This is a genomic window from Stenotrophomonas sp. SI-NJAU-1 (assembly GCF_020883215.1).
Lineage (GTDB): Bacteria > Pseudomonadota > Gammaproteobacteria > Xanthomonadales > Xanthomonadaceae > Stenotrophomonas > Stenotrophomonas indicatrix.
On record NZ_CP086598.1, the window covers coordinates 585,608 to 606,702 of the forward strand.

The window sequence follows — 21,095 nt, forward strand, 5'->3', positions numbered from 1 at the left end:
TTGATCATTTCTGCAGCAGGGAGGAGATCTCGTCGGTACGCGCCTGCATCAGCGCGGCGTCTCCTCGCGATTCCACATTCAGGCGCAGCAGCGGCTCGGTGTTGGAGCTGCGCAGGTTGAAGCGCCAGTCACCGAAATCGGCACTGATGCCATCGGTATGGTCCAGCGCAGGCGACTGTGCGGCGAAGTGTTCCATCACACGGGCCACGGACGCCTTCGCATCGCTGACCTTGAAGTTGATCTCGCCACTGCACGGATAGGCGGCCATGCGGTCTTCAACCCAGTCGGCCAGCGAACGGCCGCTTTCGGAAATGAGCTGGGCGATCAGCAGCCAGGGGATCATGCCCGAGTCGGCGTAGGCGAATTCGCGGAAGTAGTGATGGGCACTCATTTCGCCGCCATACACCGCGTCCTCTGCGCGCATCTTCTCCTTGATGAAGGCATGGCCGCTCTTGCACAGCACCGGCACACCACCCGCCTGTTCGACCATCTCCACGGTGTTCCAGACCAGGCGCGGGTCATGCACGATCTTGCCACCCGGGTTACGGTCCAGCGCCGCCTTGGCCAGCAGACCCACCAGGTAATAGCCCTCGATGAAGCGGCCGGTGTGGTCGAAGAAGAAGCAGCGGTCGAAGTCGCCATCCCAGGCGATGCCGAAGTCGGCGCCATGTGCGCGTACGGCCTCGGCGGTCGCCTCGCGGTTCTCCGGCAGCAGCGGGTTGGGGATGCCGTTGGGGAAGCTGCCATCGGGTTCGTGACAGATGCGGATGAACTCGAACGGCAGATGCGGTGACAGCAGGTCGACGACGGCACCGGCACCACCGTTGCCCGCGTTGACCACAAGCTTGAGTGGCTTGAGCTTGGTGGCATCCACGTAGGAAAGCAGGTGCTGGATGTAGGCGCCCTTGTCATGCTCGCTTCGCTGGCCTGCGGTTGCCGGCTGCGCAGGCGCGGTGTCGGCAGCCACGGCGTCGGAGATCGCGAACAGGCCGGTATCGGAGCTGATCGGGCGGGCGTTCTCCTTGACCAGCTTCATCCCGTTGTAGTCCATCGGGTTGTGGCTGGCGGTGACCATCACCCCACCCGCCGCACCCAGGTGATCGGTCTGGAAGTACACCTCTTCGGTGCCGCACAGGCCGATGTCGATCACTTCGCGGCCGGTACCGCGCAGGCCCGCTGCCAGCGCATCCTGCAGCGCTGGGCTGGTCAGGCGCACGTCATGGCCAAGGACCACCGGGCCTGGCGCGAGCTGTGCGGCCAGGGCCACGCCGATGCGGCGGGCCAGGTCTTCGTTCAGTTCTTCCGGCACGCGGCCACGGATGTCATAGGCCTTGAAGGCGGGCAGGGGCATCGATCAGGTCCTTTGGTGAGCTCAGCCTTTCATTGTAGCTCCCGGCCTGTATGGGAATCGTTTCCATCAGGCAACGCCACATGACTGGCCTGCCACATCAGGCCTGCGCCGACCGTCTGCCGGCCCTGCCAGGGCGTTTACCCGGCGCGCCGGGCAGGGGAGACAGCAGGGCCTCAAGGTCGGCTGCGTCGAAACGTGGGCCTGTGCCGCCACCGCCCTGCAGGATCGCGTCGGCCAGGTCGGCCTTGCGCTGCTGCAGCTCGGCGATCCGTTCCTCGATGCTGCCAGCGGTGATCAGCTTGTAGACGAACACCGGCTGTTCCTGGCCGATGCGATGGGCACGGTCGGTGGCCTGGTTCTCGGCGGTCGGGTTCCACCAGGGGTCGAAGTGGATGACGGTGTCGGCAGCGGTCAGGTTCAGGCCCACGCCACCGGCCTTCAGGCTGATCAGGAACACCGGCACCTCGCCCTGCATGAAGCGCTGCACCGGCGTGACCCGATCCTGGGTATCGCCGGTCAGGGTCACGTAGGCCAGGCCCAGTGCATCCAATGCCTGCGCGATCAACGCCAGCATGCCGGTGAACTGCGAGAACAGCAGGATGCGCCGCCCTTCTTCGACCATGGACGGCAGCATCTCGCGCAGCAGGTCCAGCTTGGCCGAACCGGCAGCGCGCGCGGGTGTCTCGCCTGGCAGCAGGCGCGGGTCGCAGCAGACCTGGCGCAGCTTCAGCAACGCGTCCAGCACGATGATGTGATTGCGCGCCAGCCCGCTGCCGTTGATCGCATCGCGGACCTGCTTTTCCATCGCCGCACGCACGGTTTCGTACAGATCGCGCTGGGCGCCTTCCATCGCTACGGTGCGGGTGATGACCGTCTTCGGAGGAAGTTCGGAAGCGACCTGGTCCTTGCGCCGGCGCAGGATGAAAGGCCGCAGCCGCTGGGCCAGCAGCTGCGCACGGCGCTGGTCGCTGCCGCGCTCGATGGGATGGCGCCAATGCTGGTTGAACTGCTTTTCGCCGCCCAGCAACCCCGGCAGCAGGAAGTCGAACTGCGTCCACAGCTCGCCCAGGTGGTTTTCCAGCGGGGTGCCGGTCAGGCACAGGCGATGACGCGCCTGCAGCGTGCGCAGCGTGGCTGCTGCACGCGATCTGGGGTTCTTCACCTGCTGCGCCTCGTCCAGGATCAGCAGGTGATAACAATGTGCCTGCAGTGCCTGTTCGTCACGCCACAGCAGGGGATAGGTGGTCAGTACCAGGTCATGGCTGGCAATGGCCTCGAACTGCGTGTCACGTGCGGGACCGTGCAGGGTCAGTACACGCAGATCCGGGGTGAAGCGCGCCGCTTCGCTCTGCCAGTTGTGCAGCAATGAGGTTGGCACGACCACCAGCGCCGGCTTGTCCAGGCGGCCACTCTGCTTTTCCAGCAGCAGATGGGCCAGCGTCTGCAGTGTCTTGCCCAGGCCCATGTCATCGGCCAGCACGCCGCCCAGGCCCTGCTGGCGCAGGTACTGCAGCCAGGACAGGCCCTCGAGCTGGTAGCTGCGCAGCGTCGCGCGCAAGCCCTCGGGGGCTGGGACAGCGGTCATCGCCGGTGCGTCCAGCAGGCGTTGCACGCGCGCACGGGTATCGTTGCTGCTGTGCAGCCGCAACTGCGCAGCTTCCTGCAGGGCCTGCAGGCGCCCGCGATCATGCGCCTGCAGGCGCAGCGGGTGCCCACGGTCGCCGAACAGATCCGCCAGCAGCGCGATCACCGGCTTCAGCCGGGCTGCCCGCAGGGCGAGACGTTCGTTGTCTGCCGTCGTCAGCAATACGTTCTCTTCATCGCCAATGGCATCCAGCTGGCCGCGCAGCCAGCGCGGATCGGACTGCAGTACGCCCTGCAGCAGCGGAACCAGCGCAATGCTGCGGCCATCGACGTCGATGGTCAGGGCCAGGTCGAGCTCGTTGCTGTCGGCCGACACCGACCGGACATCCAGGTCGATTTCTTCCACCCGGGTGATGCGGTGGCGGAAGGCGTCGTCAGTCTCGATCTTCCAGCCCAGTGCTTCCAGCCGCAGCACGTCCTCCAGCAGGAAGCGGGTCCAGTCGAAACTGCGCAGCTCGAACAACGGGCCGCCGCCGTCCAGCACGATGCGCGGTTGCCGCTCGCGGTGCAGGTGGACGCTGTGCAGTTCAGCTTCGCGCCGTGCCTCCCCGGCCAGGTCACGCGGCAGCAGGTAGAGCTGGCCCTCGGCGTCGTGCACGAACAGCGATGGGTCGTCGAGAAAACGCACGTGTTCGTCGTACTCGAACGCGACGGTGGCGACGTCGAGCCACTGCGAGGGATCACGTTCGGTGAGCCACGCAGGCCGATATTCCATGCTGTGCAGATGCAGGATCGGCGTCATCGCCTGGATCCGCAGCGTGGGCAGCACCGGATCGGCGGCTGCACGCAGCGAACCCGCTTCACCCTCCAGGGAGCTCTGCAGGGCAGCCAGCAACACCGCGGCGACATGCTCGCAGTGCGGACCAGCCGGACAGGTGCAGCGACTCTGCAGGGGGCTGTGCGGGGTGCGGGCGCTGGCATCCAGGTCGATCAACACCTGCCGACCCTCGACCTGGGCGGTCAGCAGCGGCGACCGGTAGCGCAGCTCGCGCACTTCCAGCACGTGGTGGTTGCCCTTTTCCAGCGTCCCGGCATCCAGCCAGCGGGACAGTTCCCCTCCGGTGAATACTTCGGCCATGCGTGGTCCTGTCCTCTCCATCTACAGCACGCGTTGCCAAGGGCACCGCAAGCGGGAAGGGGACATTCTACGGATTGGCAGCCCGGCATGCCGGTTCATGCTGCGGCGCATCCCAGCCGGCAACGGGTGTGCCGCTAGAATGGCGGCATTCTCACCGGGTAGGGCAGTAGAGATGCAGCAATCAACTTCCAGCGGCACGCGCAGCAAGCGTTTCGCCTCTGCGGCGCAGGCGCTGCAGGGCGTGGTCGCCGATGGCCAGACCCTGGCCGTGGGCGGCTTCGGCCTGTGCGGCATTCCGGAGGCGCTGATCGCCGCGTTGCGCGACAGTGGCGTCAAGGGACTGACCGTGATCTCCAACAACGCCGGCGTCGATGGCTTCGGCCTGGGCCAGCTGCTGGAAACCCGGCAGATCCGCAAGATGATTTCGTCCTACGTGGGCGAGAACAAGGAATTCGAACGGCAGTTCCTCGCCGGTGAGCTGGAGCTGGAGTTCAATCCGCAGGGCACCCTGGCCGAGCGCCTGCGTGCAGGCGGTGCGGGTATTCCGGCGTTCTTCACCGCCACCGGTTACGGCACCGTGGTGGCCGAAGGCAAGGAAACCCGCGAGTTTGATGGCAAGCACTATGTGATGGAAACCGCGCTGCGCGCCGACGTTGCCCTGGTCAAGGCCTGGAAGGCCGACGAGGCCGGCAACCTGGTGTTCCGCAAGACCGCGCGCAACTTCAACCCGGCCTGTGCGATGGCCGGCAAGGTCTGCATCGTGGAAGTGGAAGAGGTGGTGCCGGTCGGCAGCATCGATCCGGACCAGGTGCACCTGCCGGGCATCTACGTGCACCGCATCGTGCACAACCCCACCCCTGAAAAACGTATCGAACAGCGCACCATCCGTGCGGAGGGCAACTGACATGGCATGGACCCGCGATGAGATGGCCGCGCGCGCTGCGCGTGAGCTGACCGATGGCGCCTACGTGAACCTGGGCATCGGCCTGCCGACGCTGGTGGCCAACCACATTCCCGAAGGCGTGGACGTGTGGCTGCAGTCGGAAAACGGCCTGCTGGGCATCGGTCCGTTCCCCACCGAGGCCGAGGTGGACGCCGACCTGATCAATGCCGGCAAGCAGACGGTGACCGCGCGTGCAGGTGCCAGCTACTTCGGCAGCCATGACAGCTTTGCGATGATCCGCGGTGGCCACGTCAACCTGGCCATCCTCGGTGCGATGCAGGTGACTGACAAGGGCGACCTGGCCAACTGGATGGTGCCCGGCAAGATGGTCAAGGGCATGGGCGGAGCGATGGACCTGGTGGCCGGCGTGCAGCGCGTGGTGGTGCTGATGGAGCACACCGCCAGGAACGGCGAACACAAGATCCTGGCCGAATGCACGCTGCCGCTGACCGGTGTGGGCGTGGTCGACCGCATCATCACCGACCTGGCGGTCTTCGATGTGACCGATGACGGTCTGGTGCTGGTGGAGACCGCTGCGGGCGTGGCTGAGAATGAGTTGAAGGAGAAGACCGGCGTTGCGTTCAAGCGCCGCTGAGCATCCACGGGGCAGCGCGTCGCTGCCCCATCACTCTGAAGCCCGATGCTGTTTCCTCACGACCTGCCAGACGCTGACGTCCGCCACCTGACCGGATGGCTGACCGCAGCCGAAGCTGATGCCCTGCAGCAGGCATTGGCCGAGGAAATCCCCTGGGAAACCCACCGCATCCGCATGTTCGGCCACTGGGTGGATTCACCACGGTTGAGCTGCTGGATCGGCGATGCGCAGGCACGCTACCGTTATTCCGGTGCCGAGTTCGTGCCGCATCCGTGGCCGCCACGGTTGTCCGCGCTGCGCGACCGGCTGCAGGCCGAGGGCGTCGGTCGATTCAACAGCGTACTGCTCAACCGCTACCGCGGCGGCACCGACTACATGGGCTGGCACAGCGACGACGAGCCCGAGCTGGGGCCGGCGCCTCTGATTGCTTCGTTGAGCCTCGGCGCAGCGCGGCGCTTCCTGCTGCGCCGCCGCGATGACACCACGCGCAAGGCAGAATTCCTGCTGGGCCATGGCGACCTGCTGCTGATGGGCGGCGCTACCCAGCGCCACTACCAGCACGCGCTGCCGAAGATGGCACGGGTGCAGGGTGAACGCATCAACCTGACGTTCCGCTGGATCCATCCGCGTTGACCGGGGTTCGCCGGGCATGGCCCGGCGCTACCAGGAACAGGTGGCGTGCGAAACGGGCAACTTCAGCGCTTCAGCGCCTGCTTGTCATTCTGCCCGCTGGTCAGCGTCCAGCCCACCACGTCCTGCGCCACCTGCTGCAGGCCACGCTCGAACGCCGCTGCCACTGCTGACACGTCGGTGCTGCCCACCGGCTGCAGCTGGCGGAAGGTGCGGTCGGCGACCACGCGCTGGTTGGTGACGTCGATCAGCTTGGCATTGATCTCGATGACGACCGTCGGCGTTGCCTGGCCCTGGTAATCCGATTCGAAGCGACGGATGTCGGTGGACAGCTTGTAGTCGGCGCGGATGCCGGCGGCAACGCGGGCCACGCCGTGGATGCGGCCGGAATCCTCGAAGCCACGCAGCAGGGTGTCTTCGATCATGTCGGTGGCCGGCTGCGCCCAGCTGGCGCCCTTGTAGATCTCCAGCTCCGACGGCGTCGGCCGCACGTTGATGCGCGGGCTGTCGACCATGCGCGCGGCGCTGGGCTTGGCCAGCACCAGCTGCCAGTCGGCCTGCGGCCAGCTGGGGTCGACCTTGACCTGCACGGCCGGCGAATACAGGGTCACGGGGTTCTTGTCGCTGCTGCCGAGGATCGAGCAGCCACCCAGCAGGGTGGCCAGCGACGCTGCCAGCAGCAGGCGCGGAAGGGTGGTCGGGCTCATTTGGGTTCGAACTCCTTCGGGGCGTCGCGGCCGAGCAGGTAGCGTGCGGGATTGTTCTCGAGGCGGTCGCTGACCCGGCGCAGGTCGCGGATCAGGCCACGCAGTTCACCCAGCGTCGGGCCGAGCTGGCCCAGGCCGTCATTGGCGAAGCTGTTGATGGCGGCGCGGTTCTCGCCAAGGATCGAATCGGCATTGCCGGCGGCCGAATCAAGCTTGGCCAGGGTGGCGTCGAGCTTGTCGATGATGCCCGGCAGCTGCTGCACCAGGTTCTTGTCCAGGCGCTCGATGGTGCCGTTGGTGGTCTTCAGGGTGGTGTCCAGACTGCGTGCTGCATCGCGCGCGCTGAGCAGCAGCGCCTGCGTACCCTGGTCACGGTCGGCAAGGCCGCCGCTGATCGTCTCCAGGTTGGCCAGCGTCGCGTTGATCGAGGCGACGTTGCGGTCGCTGAGGATCTGGTCCATGCGCTCGACGATGCGGTTGGCCACGTCGGTGATGTTCTGCAGCGCCGACGGCGTGGTCGGGATGATCGGTGCCGGGTCCTTGTTGACCGTGGTCAGCGCCGGCGACTGTGGCGTGCCGCCGCTGAGCTGGATGATCGACGGGCCGGTCAGGCTGGTGATCGCCAGCTTGGCGCGGGTATCGGTCTTGACCGGCGTGGTCGAGTTCAGGCGGATGCGCGCGACCACCTGGCGCGGGTCATCCGGTACCAGGTTCAGTTCGGTGATCGAACCCACCGCGATGCCGTTGTACTGCACCGGGCTGCCAACCGACAGGCCGGTCACCGCTTCGCGGAACACCACCCGGTATTCCTGCCAGGTGCGGTCGGAGGAGTACTTGGCGGCCCACAGGCCGAAGGCCAGCAGGGCCAGGCCGGTGATCAGGGTGAACGCGCCGATCAGCACGTAGTTGGCTTTTGTTTCCATGGCTCAGGCACTCTCGATCTGTTCGCCACGCGCAGCGCGCGCGCGGGGTCCGTGGAAGTATTCCTGGATCCACGGATGATCCAGTTTCTCGATGTCCGGCAGCGGCGCATTGGCCACCACCTTGCGGTCGGCGATGACCGCCACCCGGTCGCAGATGGCATACAGCGTGTCCAGGTCGTGGGTGATCAGGAACACGGTCAGCCCCAGTGCTTCCTGCAGGGTCTTGATCAGGCGGTCGAACGCGGCCGCGCCGATCGGGTCCAGGCCGGCGGTGGGCTCATCCAGGAACAGCAGGGGTGGATCCAGCGCCAGCGCACGTGCCAGGCCGGCGCGCTTGCGCATGCCACCGGACAGCTGCGAGGGCAGCTTGTTGATGGCATCGGCGGGCAGGCCGGCCAGTTTCACCTTCAGCAGGGCCAGCTCGTAATGCCAGCGCTCGGGCAGTTCACGATGGTGTTCCTTCAGTGGCACCTGCACGTTCTCGCCGACGGTCAGCGACGAGAACAGGGCGCCGTCCTGGAACAGCACGCCGGTGTTGCGCTCGATGTGCAGGCGGCTCTCGGGATCGTCGGCACGCGCATCGCGGCCAAGCACCTCGATCTGCCCTTCGTCCGGCACGCGCAGCCCGAGGATCGAGCGCATCAGCACCGATTTGCCGGTGCCCGAGCCGCCCACCACGCCAAGGATCTCGCCACGGCGCACGTCCAGGTCCAGCCCTTCATGCACGGTCTGGCTGCCAAAGCGGTTGACCAGCCCGCGCACGCGGATGGCCAGGTCGTGGCCGTCGTCGTCCTGCATGGGCACGTCTTCGGGGGCCGGATGCGTAGTCATGTCACCAGTCCATGTGCATGAACCACAACGCCGCGAAGGCGTCGATGATGATCACCAGCGAGATCGTCTGCACCACGCTTGAGGTGGTGCGTTCGCCGACCGACTGCGCGGTGCCTTCCACCTTCAGGCCTTCCAGGCAGCCGATCAGGCCGATCACCAGCGCGAACACCGGCGCCTTGGACAGGCCTACCAGCATGTGCCGCACTTCCATCGTTTCGTGCATGCGCGCGATGTACATCTGCGGCGGGATGTCCAGATCGAACGCGCCGACGGTGATGCCGCCGGCCAGGCCCGCGACCATCGCGATGAAGGTCAGCAGCGGCAGGGTCACCAGCAGCGCGACCAGGCGCGGCAGTACCAGCAGGTCGATGGGGTCGAGCCCCAGGGTGCGCATCGCATCGATTTCCTCGCGTGCCTTCATCGCACCGATCTGCGCGGTGAAGGCACTGGCGGTGCGGCCGGCGAGCACGATCGCAGTCAGCAGCACGGCGAATTCGCGCAGGAAGGCGATGTTCACCAGCTCGACCACATAGATCTCCGCACCGAAGTCGCGCAGGATGGTCGAGCCGAGGAAGGCGATCACCGCGCCGACCAGATAGGACAGCAGCGCCACCAGCGGCACCGCATCCAGACCGACCTGCTCCATCTGGTGCACGGTGGCGGTCAGGCGGAAACGTCGAGGTTCCTTGACCAGGCGCGCGCCCTTGACCAGGTTCTCGCCGAGGAAGCTGCACAGTGCCTTGATGTTGTGGCCGGTGGCATGGACGCTGACACCCAGCCGCTCCAGTGCGGCCAGTACGCCGAAATCGCGCTTGGGCTTGGGGCGGTCATCGGCCACTTCTTCGATGGTGCACACCAGCGCCTGGTGATCCGGGCGGAACTGCAATGCGTCTTCGCCGAGGTCAGCGCGATGGGCGACGCGCAGCACCTGCAGTACACCGGCCGAATCGAGCAGCTCGATGCCGGTGGCGTCGATGCCGGTCAGTTTGTCCGGAACGCCACGCAGCACTTCGGCCGCGGCCAGCGCGGTCTTCAGGGTCCAGTGGCCGGACAGCCGGATCAGTCCCGGATCCTGAGCGTCCTGTTCGAGCTGGGGGGCGTGGGTCGGGGTCATGGGGGCCATTCGGGTCGCAGCATAACCGTTCTGAATTGCACGTCGCGTCGAACCAGGATGAATTTCTCCAGCGGAGCCTGACGTAGGTAATACTACGGCGCATGTCTGCAGACGCTCACACGATCCCCACGCCCCAGGCCACCTACGCGCAGCGCGTGGCCTTCGTTTCCGAGATCGCCGGCCGCCTGCACAGCTACGGCACCACGGCCCAGCGCCTGGAAGCGGCGGTGGTTGCCTTGGCCCGGCAGCTCGATCTGGATTGTGAACCGTGGTCGAACCCCACCGGCATCATCCTCAGTTTCAGCGATCCGGCGCAGGCCATCGGCTCCAGTGACATCACCCGGGTGATCCGGCTGGCGCCCGGCGAAAACGACCTGCACAAGCTCAGCGTGGCTGACGGGATCGCCGAAGAAGTGGCCAACGGCCGCATGAGCATCGCCCAAGGCCACACCGCGCTGCGCCAGCTGGACAAGGATCCGGGCCGGCGCGGCAAGCTGCGCACCATCCTGTCCTTCACCCTCGGTGCGGCCGGCGTGGCGGGCATGTGGAAACTGCCGTGGCTGGATATCGCCACCGCCGGCGTGATCGGCCTGTTGATCGGCCTGCTCGGCATGGTCACCGACAAGCGCCCGGCCAGCCGTGAAGCGGCCGAAGCGCTGGCGGCGCTGCTGGCCGGCCTGGTCGCCACCGTCGTTGCCACGTTCGTGGGTGCCTTGAATCTCAACACGGTGATCATCGCCTCGCTGGTGGTGCTGCTGCCGGGCATGTCACTGACCAATGCGGTCAATGAACTGGCCAGCCAGCACTGGGTTTCCGGCACCGCGCGCTTCGCCGGCGCGTTGACCACCATCATGAAGCTCAGTGTCGGCGCGATGATCGCGGTGACCCTGGCCGATGTGCTGGGGCTGGACCCGATGATCCGCGCCTCGCGGCCCCAGGGGCCGTGGGTGGAGTGGGGCTCGCTGCTGACGGCGGCGTTCGCCTTCGCGATGTTGTTCAAGGCCAACCGCCGCGATTATCCGTGGGTGATCGCCGCCTCGGTGGCCGGTTACGCGATTTCCAAATTTGGTGGTCATGCCTGGGGTACGCCGGCCGGCATCTTCCTGTCGGCGATGCTGCTGACGGCCGGCGGCAACCTGTTCGGGCGCGTGGTCGGGCGCCCCGGTGCGATCATCCGCCTGCCGGGCATCATCATGATGGTGCCCGGCAGCACCAGCCTGCGTGGCGTGCTGACCCTGGTCCAGCAACAGGACGTGGGCGCGGGCCAGAGCGTGTTCCTGACCGTGTTGAACGTGGTGATGGCGCTGGTCGCCGGCCTGCTGTTCGGCAACCTGCTGATGCCGGCGCGCAAGACGCTGTGACCAGGCAGTAGCGCCGGGCCATGCCCGGCGGATCGGGAAACCAACCGCTGCGCTCGCCGGGCATGGCCCGGCGCTACCCGAAAAAAAACGCCGGCTTTCGCCGGCGTTTTTCATTCCTGCTGCAGCTGGCCTCAGGCCTTCTTGATCAGGAAATCTTCCGGCTTCTTGCTGCCCTTGGCAGTCAGCTCGGCCATCCAGCGCGGCTGCTTGCCACGACCGGTCCAGGTTTCCTTCGGGTTGGCCGGGTTGCGGTACTTCGGCGCAACCTTGCCCAGCTTGCGGCCGGCGGTCTTGGACGGGGCCTTGGCGGCCTTGGCGACCTTGCGCGCGCGCGGTGCGGGTTCACCACCGAACAGTTCCTCGATGGTGTAACCCTCGGTCTTGGCCAGCTTGCTCAGCTGGGCACGCACCTTGGTGATCGGGCGACGCTTGGCGACGATGGTCTGCTGCTTCTTGGCCGTGCGGATCAATGCGCCCAGCTCACGTGCAGACAGGCCGGTCAGGTCGATACTCATCAACGATTACTCCAGAAACTAATTTAGGGACAGGGACGAGCCGGTCCGTGGCGTCGCAGGACAGAGTAATGATGAATTAATCCCAGCACAAACAGTTGCAGTCACCGTCTGTCGGCTGGTTGGCCCGGTTGCGACCATTTTGACCGGATTATGTCCGTTGCGGTTTTCCCGGGACGGCCAGCCGGGAAAAAAAAGACCGGGGTATACCCCGGTCTTTTCCGATCAGCCCTGCAGGCGCTGCAGCAGGGTGGCCTTGTCCAGGCTCTCCGCTTCGGCCGCCCGACGCGAGCGGTATTCGAAGGTGCCTGCGGCCAGGCCGCGCTCGCTGACCACCACGCGGTGCGGGATGCCGATCAGTTCCATGTCGGCAAACATCGCGCCCGGGCGCAGGCCGCGGTCGTCCAGTGCGGCATCCAGGCCGGCATCGCGCAGCTCCTGCAGCAGAGCTGCAGCTGCATCGGCCACGCCTGCGTCGCCCTTCGGATTGATCACGCAGACCACCACCTGCCACGGCGCCATGGCGTCGGGCCAGATGATGCCGGCGTCATCGTGGTTCTGCTCGATGGCCGCAGCGACCACACGCGAAATACCGATGCCGTAGCAGCCCATCGTCATTACCGCGGCCTTGCCATTCTCGTCCAGCACGGTGGCATCGAGTGCCTTCGCATAGGTGCGCCCCAGCTGGAACACGTGGCCGACTTCGATGCCGCGGGCGATTTTCAGCTCGCCGCCGTCCAGCGCACGATCACCGGCGCGCACGTTGCGGATATCGGCCACTTCCGGTTCGGCCAGGTCGCGGCCCCAGTTGACGCCAGCCAGGTGGAAACCGGCCTCATTGGCACCGACGACGAAGTCGGACATCGCCGCCACTTCGCGATCGGCGACCACGCGGATGGGCTTGGCCGGTGCAACCGGACCAAGGAAGCCCGGCACGCTGCCGAGGTATTCGGCGATCTCTGCTTCGCTGGCAAAACGCTGCTCGTCCAGGCCAGCAACCTTGCCCAGCTTGATTTCGTTGACCTCGTGGTCGCCACGCACCAGCGCCAGGACGAACTGCTGCGCCTTTCCTTCGCCGGCGATCAGCGCCACCGACTTCACCGTGCGCTGCAGATCGATTCCCAGCAGCGCGGCGACGTCTTCGCAGGTCTTCTGGGTTGGGGTTTCGACCTTGCGCAGTGCTTCGCTGGCCGCAGCACGCGCGGCCGGATCGGCGGCAATGGCCGCTTCCATGTTGGCCGCGTAGTCCGAACCGGTGGAGAACACCAGCGCGTCTTCACCGGAGTCGGCGATCACGTGGAATTCCTGCGAGGCGTCACCGCCGATCGCGCCGGAATCGGCCTGCACCATGCGGAAGTCCAGGCCCAGGCGGGTGAAGATGCGGCTGTAGGCCACCTTCATGTTTTCGTATTCACGCACGAGGTCTTCGTCGTGCAGGTGGAACGAATAGGCGTCCTTCATCAGGAACTCGCGCGCACGCATCACGCCGAAGCGCGGGCGGATCTCGTCGCGGAACTTGGTCTGGATCTGGTAGAAGTTCACCGGCAGTTGTTTGTAGCTGGATAGCTCGCTGCGCGCGAAATCGCAGGCCGCTTCTTCGGCGGTGGGGCTGTAGCAGAAGGTCTGTTCCTTGCGGTCCTTGATCTTCAGCAGCTGCGGGCCGAATTTCTGCCAGCGGCCGGTCTGCTCCCACAGTTCCTTCGGCTGGATGGTCGGGATCTGGAATTCCACGGCACCGGCGCGGTCCATTTCCTCGCGGACGATGCGTTCGACCTTGCGCAGCACGCGCAGGCCCAGCGGCGACCAGGTGTACAGGCCGGATGCGAGCTTGCGGATCATGCCCGCGCGCAGCATCAGCCGGTGGCTGGTCAGCTCGGCGTCGCTGGGGGTTTCCTTGGTGGTGTGCAGGTGGAACTGGGAGAGGCGCATCGTCGGCTTCGGATTACGGCAGAGATACCTATTCTGCCAGCCCGGCCGGAGGAGGGGTATCGGCCGGGCTGCGCCCGGCACCCGCCGAATCAACGTCAACGTCAAAAGCGGGTATTCCGTGGGATGGCGGGGTGGGTCCGGTTGCGGGGGACGCCGTAAACCCATCCGTGGGGGCTTGGCCGCGGCATCCATGCCGCGGACACCCCCGCAACCGGACCCACCCCGCCTTCGACAGATCTCCGCAATCTGTCGGGATGGCATGGCCTGCTCTTGGTGGGTGTCGACCTTGGTCGACACGTAGATCCACGCCATGCGTGGATGAATCTCCGTCGAAATCGAATATTTCGACAATTGAACGTAGAACATCCACGCATGGCGTGGATCTACTGGCCACCGGGAAACTGTCGAAGACGGGGCGGTGTCGGATTGCGGGGTGTCAGCCGCATGGATGCGGCTGCCAAGCCCCCACGGATGGGTTTACGGCGTCCCCGCAATCCGACACCGCCCCGTCATCCCGCGGAATGCCCGCTTTTGACGTTGACGTTGACGTTGATTCGGCGGGTGCCGGGCGCCGCCCGGCCGATCCCCCCTCAACCCGCCGGAGGGCAGTACGCCTTGATCGCTGCCTCGGCCAGGCCCTTCTGCGCGCTGCGCTGTTCGGGGGTAAGCGCGGTATCGGGCTTGCCGTCGCCGTCGGTGTCGTGCATCACCGGGCCACTGCCTTCCAGCAGCGTCACGTTGGCGCGGGCGGTGCTGCATTGTTCCGGCACCGGCGCGGCGGCTGGCTCCGGGGCCGCGTCCGTCGCCGCTGTCCTGGCCTGGGCACGGGTCTCGTACTTCGCCCCCGCCGGCGGCGTTTCCGAATACTGGGTCACGCCCTTGGCGTCCTTCCACTTGTAGACAGGGCCGGCCAGCGCAGTGGTACTGGCCAACAGCAGCAGGCAACCCAGGCAGGACAGGGCACGCATGGCAAACTCCGCGGAATGGGCGTAGAACGCCGATTGCAGCATTGGCGCCGAGCGCTGGCAAGTCGATTAAACTGGATTCCATGGACCCGATCACACCGCCGCCGCGCTCGCGCACGATTTACCTGCTGCCCAACCTGTTCACCACGGCTGGGCTGTTCTCTGGCTTCTACGCCATCATCGCCGCGGCCAATGGGGATTTCGTCAATGCCAGCATCGCCGTGTTCGTGGCGGCGGTGATGGATGGTCTCGATGGCCGTGTCGCGCGCCTGACCGGTACCAGCAGCGAGTTCGGCGTGCAGTACGACTCGCTGGCCGATCTGGTCAGCTTCGGCATGGCACCGGCTCTGGTGATGTATCACTGGTCCCTGTCGGAACTGAAATACGACGGTGAGCTGGTCGGTCGCCTGGGCTGGGCGGTGGCGTTCCTGTACGCCGCCTGCGCGGCCCTGCGCCTGGCGCGCTTCAATACCCAGGTAGCGGTGGTCGACAAGCGCTGGTTCGTCGGCCTGGCCAGCCCGGCTGCTGCCGGCCTGATGATGTCCTTCGTGTGGGCCTTCGCCGATGGCACGCTGGGCTGGAACGGCAACGAGCTGCGCTTCGTGGCGCTGGCGGTGACCCTGGTCGCCGCACTGCTGATGGTCAGCCGCATCCGCTTCTGGAGCTTCAAGGGCGGTCCGGCCAAGCAGGGCGCGCGTTCGGACCGTGTCCCGTTCCTGGTGCTGGCACTGGTGCCGATCGCCATCGCCATCGCGGTGATCGACCTGCCCCGCGTGCTGTTCGTCGTCGGCATCCTGTACGCCCTGTCAGGCCCGGTGATGTGGGGCGTGCAGCGCCTGCGCAAGAAGCCCGAGGCGGCGTGAGCCAGGACCTGCCCCTGTTGTGGTCCCCGGCCCAGCAGGCCTGGCTGCAGGCCATGGGCTACACCGTCTATCACGACGGCCAGTTGGCCGCCGAAATGGACGCGGCATTGCAGCTGAGCGTGGCCGAAGCCACGGCATCGATGCCTGCGGCGGTCGAGCCGGCACCCATGCCGCGCCCGTCGACGCCGCAGGAACGCGGCCAGCGCGGTCCGGTGCTGGAAGCGCGGCCCGAGCGCGCGCCGCCACGCACTGCCGCACCGGTAGCGGCGCCGGATACCGTACCGGTTGCGGCCCGTCCGCTGCCCACCGGCAACGCGCGGCAGCCGCTGGTGCGCCTGCCCGACCGCCTGCAGATCGCACTGTTGCGGGCTTCCGGCTGCAATCCCAACGACCCGGCCACACAGGCGCTGATGGACAGCTGGCCGCTGGAGCAACTGCGTCGCGACCCCGCAGCCAAGCGCGCGTTGTGGCCGCGACTGCGCGCATTGCGCAAGGGCGGAACCGCATGAGTGCGGTCAGCCAGCCCGGGCAGGTGGCGATGCGTGCGCTGCGCGAGAGCGACCTCAACGCGGTGATGGCCATCGAAGTGCGTGGCTATCCCTATCCCTGGACCCGCGGCATTTTCCTGGATTGCCTGCGTGCCGGTTACCCCGGCCTGGCCATGGAGCGTGATGGCCTGCTGATCGGCTATGGCGTGCTCAGCCTCGCTGCCGATGAAGCCCATGTGCTGAACATCTGCATCGATCCGCTGGTGCAGTCGCGGGGGCTCGGCCGCCAGTTGCTGCGTGCGCTGGTCCGCCTGGCCGGTGATCGAGGCGCGCAGCGGGTGTTCCTGGAAGTGCGTCCGTCCAATGCCCCGGCGCTGGCGCTGTATCACAGCGAAGGCTTCAACGAGATCGGCCGGCGCCCCCGCTACTACCCTGCTGCGCAGGGGCGCGAAGATGCGCTGGTGATGGCGATCGAACTGGTGGACGGCGAGCTGGAGACAATGCCGCCGCTGTAACGGAGAATGGTTGCCGGCCAGCGGCCGGCACTACCAACCGGTCTCCACTGTGATCGACCGATCGCCTGCCATGGTAGTTGCCAACCTTGGTTGGCACGCTTTCCTCAGGCCAACCGCAGCGCGAGCACGCCAGCCACGATCAATGCGGCAGCCACCCAACGCGCACGCGGTACCCGTTCGCGCAGCAGGAACACCGAGATCAGCAGCGCGAACAGGATCGACGATTCGCGCAGGGCCGACACCATTGCCACCGGCACCTGGGTCATCGCCCACAGCGCCATCGCATACGAGGCGGTGGTGCCGATGCCGCCGGCCACGCCCAGCGGCCAGTGCCGGCGCGCATACGCCAGCAGCACACCGCGCTGCCGATGCAGCGCCCACAACGGCAACGGAATGCCCGACAGCAGGAACAGCCACAGCGTGTAGCTCAGCGCATTGCCGGACAGTCGGGCGCCCTGCGCATCGACCAGGGTGTAGGTGGCGATCATCGCCGCCGTCAGCAACGGCAGGCGCAGCTGGCCGCCACGTGCGCCGCGGGCCATGCACAGGATGCCGCCGCTTACCAGGAGGACGCCGAGCCAGGCTGCAGGCGGCAGGCGTTCGCCGAGCACGGCGCCGGCCAGCGCAACGAGGATGGGCGCGCAACCGCGCATCATCGGATACGCCAGGCTCATGTCGACCTGCTGGTAGCAGCGTGCGACCAATGCGTAGTACGTCACCTGCAGCAGCACCGAGACGGCCAGCCACGGCCAGCTTGCGGCGGTGGGCATGGGCAGCAGGGGCAGGGCGATCGCCGACAGCAGTGCAGCGCTGCCGGTGACCAGCACCGTTCCGAGGAACTTGTCCGGCCCGCGTTTGACGATCGCGTTCCAGCTGGCGTGCAGTGCGGCGGCGGCGAGGACCAGCAGGAAGATGGAAAGCGGCATCAGGCGATGATGCCATGCGAGGCAAAAGGAAACGCCGGGCATTGCCCGGCGTCGACCTCGAGAATGTGCCAACCTTGGTTGGCACTTCACAGCGGTGCGGACCACGGTCCGCACCCACCCGATCAGCGATTACAGCTTCGCGCGCTGTTCGCGCAGGCCGGCCAGCTGGTTGTTCCAGTCGACCAAGCGCACGCGTTCCTGCTCGATCACCGCCGGCGGAACCTTGTCGGAGAACTTGGCCAGCTTGGTCTCGCTCTTCTCCTGTTCGCCTTCCACGCGCTTGATCTCCTTGTCCAGGCGCGCGCGCTCGGCATCGAGATCAACCAGGCCTTCCAGCGGTACCAGCAGCTTCAGCTCACCGACGATCGCGGCGGCGGCCGGCGGCGCACTCTGTGCGTCGGCCAGCCACTGGATGCTGTCCAGCTTCAGCAGGAACGACAGCGAGGCACTGAAGCGCTCGATGCGCGCGCGGTCCTGGCTCTGCCCGGCATGTTCCTGGCCGGCCAGCAGGCGCAGCGGTACCAGCCTGGACGGGGCGACGTTCAACTCGCTGCGCACGCGGCGCACCGCACTGATCACCGCCTTCAACCATTCCACGTCGGCCTCGGCCTGGGTGAAATCGCCTTCGAACTCGGCGGCGGTCGGGTACGGACGCAGCGACAGCGTGGTTTCGGCCAGGCCCAGGCGCGGTGCCAGCTGCTGCCACAGCTGTTCGGTGATGAACGGCGTCAGCGGGTGCAGCAGGCGCAGCAGCGCTTCCAGCACGTACAGCAGGGTGTGGCGGGTGCTGTCGGCGTCGGCGGCATCGGCGCCGTTCAATGCCGGCTTGCTCAGCTCCAGGAACCAGTCGCAGAACGCGTTCCACGCGAACTCGTACAGGCACTGCGCCAGCAGGTCGAAGCGATAGGCGGCGAAATGGCCCTGCGCCTCGGCGGTGGTGGCGGCCAGGCGAGAGAGGATCCAGCGCTCGGCATCGGTCCGCGGCGTCGGCGCACCGGTGAACGCTGCACCTTCGGTGTTCATCAGGGTGAAGCGGCTGGCGTTCCACAGCTTGTTGCAGAAATTCTTGTAGCCCTCGGCGCGGTTCATGTCGAACTTGATGTCGCGGCCATGGGTGGCCAGCGCGGCGATGGTGAAACGCAGCGCATCGGCACCATGGGCGGCGATGCCGTCCGGGAACTCCTTGCGCGTGGCCTTCTCGATCTTCTCGACCATGCGCGGCTGCATCAGCCCGCCGGTGCGCTTGGCCACCAGATCATCGATGGTGATGCCGTCGATGATGTCCAGCGGATCGAGCACGTTGCCCTTGCTCTTGGACATCTTCTGGCCCTGGCCGTCGCGGATCAGGCCGGTGAAGTAGACGTCCTTGAACGGGATCTTCCCGGTCAGGTTGTCGGTGGCCATGATCATGCGCGCCACCCAGAAGAAGATGATGTCGAAGCCGGTGATCAGCACCGACGACGGCAGGTAGCGGTCGAAACCGCGCTCGGCCATCGCCTGCTCGTTCGGCCAGCCCAGGGTGGAGAACGGCCACAGCTGCGAGGAGAACCAGGTCTCCAGCACGTCGCTTTCCTGGCTCAGCACGACGTCGCTGCCGAGATTGTTTTTCGCCCGCACCTCGTCTTCGCTGCGGCCGACGTAGCAGCTGCCGGTGGCGGCATCGAACCACGCCGGAATGCGGTGGCCCCACCACAGCTGGCGGCTGATGCACCAATCCTGGATGTTGGTCATCCAGTGGCGGTAGGTGTTGATCCAGTTCGGCGGCACGAAGGAGATGCTGCCCGGCTTTCCATCGGTACCTTCGACCAGCTCCAGGCCACGCTTGGCCAGTTCGTCCATCTTCACGAACCACTGGTCGGTCAGGTACGGCTCGATCACTTGGCCGGTACGGTCGCCGCGCGGCACCTGCAGCTTGTGCGCCTTGGTCTCGACCAGGATGCCCAGGTCTTCCAGTTCAGCCAGCACGGCCTTGCGCGCGTCGTAACGGTCCAGCCCCTGGAAACGCTCCGGCGCGTTGTCGTTGATCGCGGCCACCGGCGTGAACAGGTTGATCATCGGCAGGCTGTGGCGCACGCCCACCTGGTAATCGTTGAAGTCATGCGCCGGGGTGACCTTGACCACGCCGGTACCGAACGCACGGTCCACGTAGTCATCAGCGATCACCGGCACGCGGCGGCCGGTCAGCGGCAGCACCACGCTCTTGCCGATCAGGTGCAGGTAACGCTCGTCTTCCGGATGCACCATCACCGCGGTGTCGCCCAGCAGGGTTTCCGGGCGGGTGGTGGCGACCACCAGGTAATCGCGGGTTTCGCGCAGGGTCTCGACGCCGTCGGCATCGCGCTCGATGTGTTCGTAGCTCAGGCCTTCATCCAGCTGGTAGGCGATCGACCACAGGAAACCCTCTTCCTCGGCGCTCTCCACTTCCAGGTCCGAGATCGCCGTCTTCAGCACCGGATCCCAGTTGACCAGGCGCTGGCCACGGTAGATCAGGCCCTGTTCGTGCCAGCGCACGAAGGCTTCGATCACCGCTTCGGACGGCTGCGGGTCCATGGTGAAGGTGCTGCGCGACCAGTCGGCCGAGGTGCCCAGGCGGCGCATCTGCCGTTCGATGATGTCACCGGACTGCTGCTTCCATTCCCACACCTTGCCGATGAAGCCCTCGCGGCCCAGCGAATCGCGGGTTTCGCCGTTGCCTTCCAGCGCCAGGTTGCGGCTGACCACCATCTCGGTGGCGATGCCGGCGTGGTCGGTACCGACCTGCCACAGCGTGTCGTAGCCGCGCATGCGGTGGTAGCGCACCAGCGCATCCATCAGGGTCTGCTGGAAGGCATGGCCCATGTGCAGGGTGCCGGTCACGTTCGGCGGCGGCAGCAGGATGGTGTACGGCTCGCCCTTGCCGGACGGCTTGAAATGGCCGGCCTTCTCCCAGGCCTCGTAGAGGTCGGTCTCGAAGGACTTCGGGTCGTAGCTGGAGGCGAGTTGGGTCATGCGGGGGAACCAGTCATCAAGGCGGGAAGGGAGATCAGCGCGACCCGAGGGTGCGCCGGATCTTCTGGTCGGTGTGGTACTGGCTGACCGAATAGGCAGCCCAGATCGCGGCGGGCAGCCAGCCGATCAGGGTGATCTGCAGGATCAGGCAGACGATGCCGGCAAACGGCCGGCCGATGGTGAAAAAGGACAGCCAGGGAAGAATCAGGGCGATCAGCAGGCGCATCAAGGGTCCTCGCAGGGCTTACATGTCGTGCTTGTTCAGGTCGTAGCCGGCGGTCTTGTACTGGCGCCAGCGCTCGCGCAGTGGTTCGCGTGCTTCCGGATCGGCCGGGACCACTTCCAGCACGCGCTCGCACTGGCCCAGCCAGGGTTCGTCGCGCAGGTTGATCACCAGCGGCCGCACGGGCGCCTCGCCGCCGGGCGGGGCGATCAGTACCAGGGCTTCTTCCTCGTCCACGTCCTCACCTGCGATCTGGTGCGGAATGTAGGCATCGTCGTCGAACGACCAGAGAAGTTCGTCAAGTTCTTCGGCCTGGGCCTGGTCGCGGGCGAGGACCAGGGTGAACAACCCGGCGTCGTTGGCCTTGCGCGCCAGCTCGCAGACCAGGCGCAACGGCTCGGTCAGGAAACGGGGCTTGGCGATCAGGTAGAAGTCGGCGCGGGGCATGGCGGCATCCAGGTGAGGCAGGTGCCGATCCATGCCGGGTGGCGGCTGGACCGGCGAGGCCC

The 21,095-nt window shown here is 66.5% G+C and carries 20 protein-coding genes; 7 read left to right on the top strand and 13 right to left on the bottom strand.

The features are described 5' to 3' along the window. Window positions 1–4: 4 nt before the first annotated feature. Complete coding sequence (locus LMF57_RS02625; RefSeq protein ID WP_208081503.1) at window positions 5–1,351, bottom strand: phosphomannomutase; 1,347 nt, start codon at window positions 1,349–1,351, stop codon at window positions 5–7. 97 nt (window positions 1,352–1,448) lie between these two features. After that, on the bottom strand, window positions 1,449–4,073 hold the full coding sequence (locus LMF57_RS02630) for a DEAD/DEAH box helicase (protein WP_229290716.1): 2,625 nt from the start codon (window positions 4,071–4,073) through the stop codon (window positions 1,449–1,451). 172 nt (window positions 4,074–4,245) lie between these two features. Here LMF57_RS02630 and LMF57_RS02635 point away from each other — a divergent pair, with 172 nt between their 5' ends. Genes LMF57_RS02635 through LMF57_RS02645 form a run of 3 tightly spaced genes read left to right on the top strand, consistent with a single transcriptional unit; the run spans window position 4,246 to window position 6,244 of the window. Then, a complete protein-coding gene (locus LMF57_RS02635) occupies window positions 4,246–4,977 on the top strand; it encodes a CoA transferase subunit A (protein WP_117309476.1) in 732 nt (243 codons plus the stop codon). A 1-nt stretch (window position 4,978) separates the two neighbouring features. Next, window positions 4,979–5,611 carry a CoA transferase subunit B gene (locus LMF57_RS02640; RefSeq protein ID WP_117309477.1) on the top strand — a complete coding sequence of 211 codons (633 nt, stop codon included), beginning with the start codon at window positions 4,979–4,981 and terminating at the stop codon, window positions 5,609–5,611. Between the two features lie 45 nt (window positions 5,612–5,656). Beyond that, the gene (locus LMF57_RS02645; RefSeq protein ID WP_117309478.1) at window positions 5,657–6,244 is read left to right on the top strand and encodes an alpha-ketoglutarate-dependent dioxygenase AlkB; all 588 of its coding nucleotides are present in this window, start codon (window positions 5,657–5,659) and stop codon (window positions 6,242–6,244) included. 62 nt (window positions 6,245–6,306) lie between these two features. On the opposite strand, the gene LMF57_RS02650 is transcribed toward LMF57_RS02645, so the two are convergent. The 4 genes from LMF57_RS02650 to LMF57_RS02665 are packed head-to-tail and all read right to left on the bottom strand — an operon-like array spanning window position 6,307 to window position 9,825. Further along, window positions 6,307–6,948 (bottom strand): ABC-type transport auxiliary lipoprotein family protein, encoded by a 642-nt coding sequence (locus LMF57_RS02650; protein WP_229290719.1) that lies wholly within the window; start codon window positions 6,946–6,948, stop codon window positions 6,307–6,309. Further along, entirely contained in the window at window positions 6,945–7,871 is a 927-nt protein-coding gene (locus LMF57_RS02655) for an MlaD family protein (RefSeq protein ID WP_093818830.1), read from the bottom strand. Before LMF57_RS02655 ends, LMF57_RS02650 begins: the two co-directional genes overlap by 4 nt. Window positions 7,872–7,874: 3 nt before the next feature. Next, window positions 7,875–8,702 (bottom strand): ABC transporter ATP-binding protein, encoded by an 828-nt coding sequence (locus LMF57_RS02660; RefSeq protein WP_117309480.1) that lies wholly within the window; start codon window positions 8,700–8,702, stop codon window positions 7,875–7,877. Window position 8,703: 1 nt separating this feature from the next. Further along, window positions 8,704–9,825, bottom strand: coding sequence for an ABC transporter permease (locus tag LMF57_RS02665; protein ID WP_205420725.1), 1,122 nt, complete (start codon window positions 9,823–9,825; stop codon window positions 8,704–8,706). A gap of 92 nt (window positions 9,826–9,917) precedes the next feature. Here LMF57_RS02665 and LMF57_RS02670 point away from each other — a divergent pair, with 92 nt between their 5' ends. Continuing rightward, window positions 9,918–11,177 (top strand): threonine/serine exporter family protein, encoded by a 1,260-nt coding sequence (locus LMF57_RS02670; protein WP_025878492.1) that lies wholly within the window; start codon window positions 9,918–9,920, stop codon window positions 11,175–11,177. A gap of 131 nt (window positions 11,178–11,308) precedes the next feature. Here LMF57_RS02670 and LMF57_RS02675 read toward each other — a convergent pair whose 3' ends face one another. From LMF57_RS02675 to LMF57_RS02685, 3 genes are all read right to left on the bottom strand, one after another. Then, on the bottom strand, window positions 11,309–11,692 hold the full coding sequence (locus LMF57_RS02675; protein WP_117309482.1) for an H-NS histone family protein: 384 nt from the start codon (window positions 11,690–11,692) through the stop codon (window positions 11,309–11,311). A 222-nt stretch (window positions 11,693–11,914) separates the two neighbouring features. Continuing rightward, window positions 11,915–13,618 carry a proline--tRNA ligase gene (locus tag LMF57_RS02680; RefSeq protein WP_093818834.1) on the bottom strand — a complete coding sequence of 568 codons (1,704 nt, stop codon included), beginning with the start codon at window positions 13,616–13,618 and terminating at the stop codon, window positions 11,915–11,917. A gap of 590 nt (window positions 13,619–14,208) precedes the next feature. After that, entirely contained in the window at window positions 14,209–14,586 is a 378-nt protein-coding gene (locus tag LMF57_RS02685; protein WP_117311834.1) for a DUF4124 domain-containing protein, read from the bottom strand. 80 nt (window positions 14,587–14,666) lie between these two features. Between LMF57_RS02685 and pssA the strand changes: the two genes are divergently transcribed. From pssA to rimI, 3 genes are read left to right on the top strand one after another with little or no spacing between them, the layout of a single operon-like run. Then, the gene (pssA, locus tag LMF57_RS02690) at window positions 14,667–15,446 is read left to right on the top strand and encodes a CDP-diacylglycerol--serine O-phosphatidyltransferase (protein WP_117309484.1); all 780 of its coding nucleotides are present in this window, start codon (window positions 14,667–14,669) and stop codon (window positions 15,444–15,446) included. Further along, window positions 15,443–15,955, top strand: a complete 513-nt coding sequence (locus tag LMF57_RS02695; RefSeq protein ID WP_117309485.1) for a hypothetical protein — start codon at window positions 15,443–15,445, stop codon at window positions 15,953–15,955. The genes pssA and LMF57_RS02695 overlap by 4 nt, the downstream gene beginning before the upstream one ends. Beyond that, the gene (rimI, locus tag LMF57_RS02700) at window positions 15,952–16,449 is read left to right on the top strand and encodes a ribosomal protein S18-alanine N-acetyltransferase (protein WP_117309486.1); all 498 of its coding nucleotides are present in this window, start codon (window positions 15,952–15,954) and stop codon (window positions 16,447–16,449) included. The genes LMF57_RS02695 and rimI overlap by 4 nt, the downstream gene beginning before the upstream one ends. Before the next feature lie 104 nt (window positions 16,450–16,553). Here the strand turns inward: rimI and LMF57_RS02705 are convergent, their stop codons facing one another. The 4 genes from LMF57_RS02705 to LMF57_RS02720 form a co-directional block, all read right to left on the bottom strand. Continuing rightward, window positions 16,554–17,375: an EamA family transporter gene (locus LMF57_RS02705; RefSeq protein ID WP_229290721.1), complete on the bottom strand. Its 822-nt coding sequence runs from the start codon at window positions 17,373–17,375 to the stop codon at window positions 16,554–16,556. A gap of 129 nt (window positions 17,376–17,504) precedes the next feature. Beyond that, window positions 17,505–20,363 carry a valine--tRNA ligase gene (locus LMF57_RS02710; protein WP_229290726.1) on the bottom strand — a complete coding sequence of 953 codons (2,859 nt, stop codon included), beginning with the start codon at window positions 20,361–20,363 and terminating at the stop codon, window positions 17,505–17,507. 34 nt (window positions 20,364–20,397) lie between these two features. Continuing rightward, window positions 20,398–20,589: a YqaE/Pmp3 family membrane protein gene (locus LMF57_RS02715; protein WP_025879360.1), complete on the bottom strand. Its 192-nt coding sequence runs from the start codon at window positions 20,587–20,589 to the stop codon at window positions 20,398–20,400. Between the two features lie 18 nt (window positions 20,590–20,607). Further along, window positions 20,608–21,033, bottom strand: a complete 426-nt coding sequence (locus LMF57_RS02720) for a DNA polymerase III subunit chi (RefSeq protein ID WP_140226156.1) — start codon at window positions 21,031–21,033, stop codon at window positions 20,608–20,610. Window positions 21,034–21,095 lie beyond the last annotated feature (62 nt).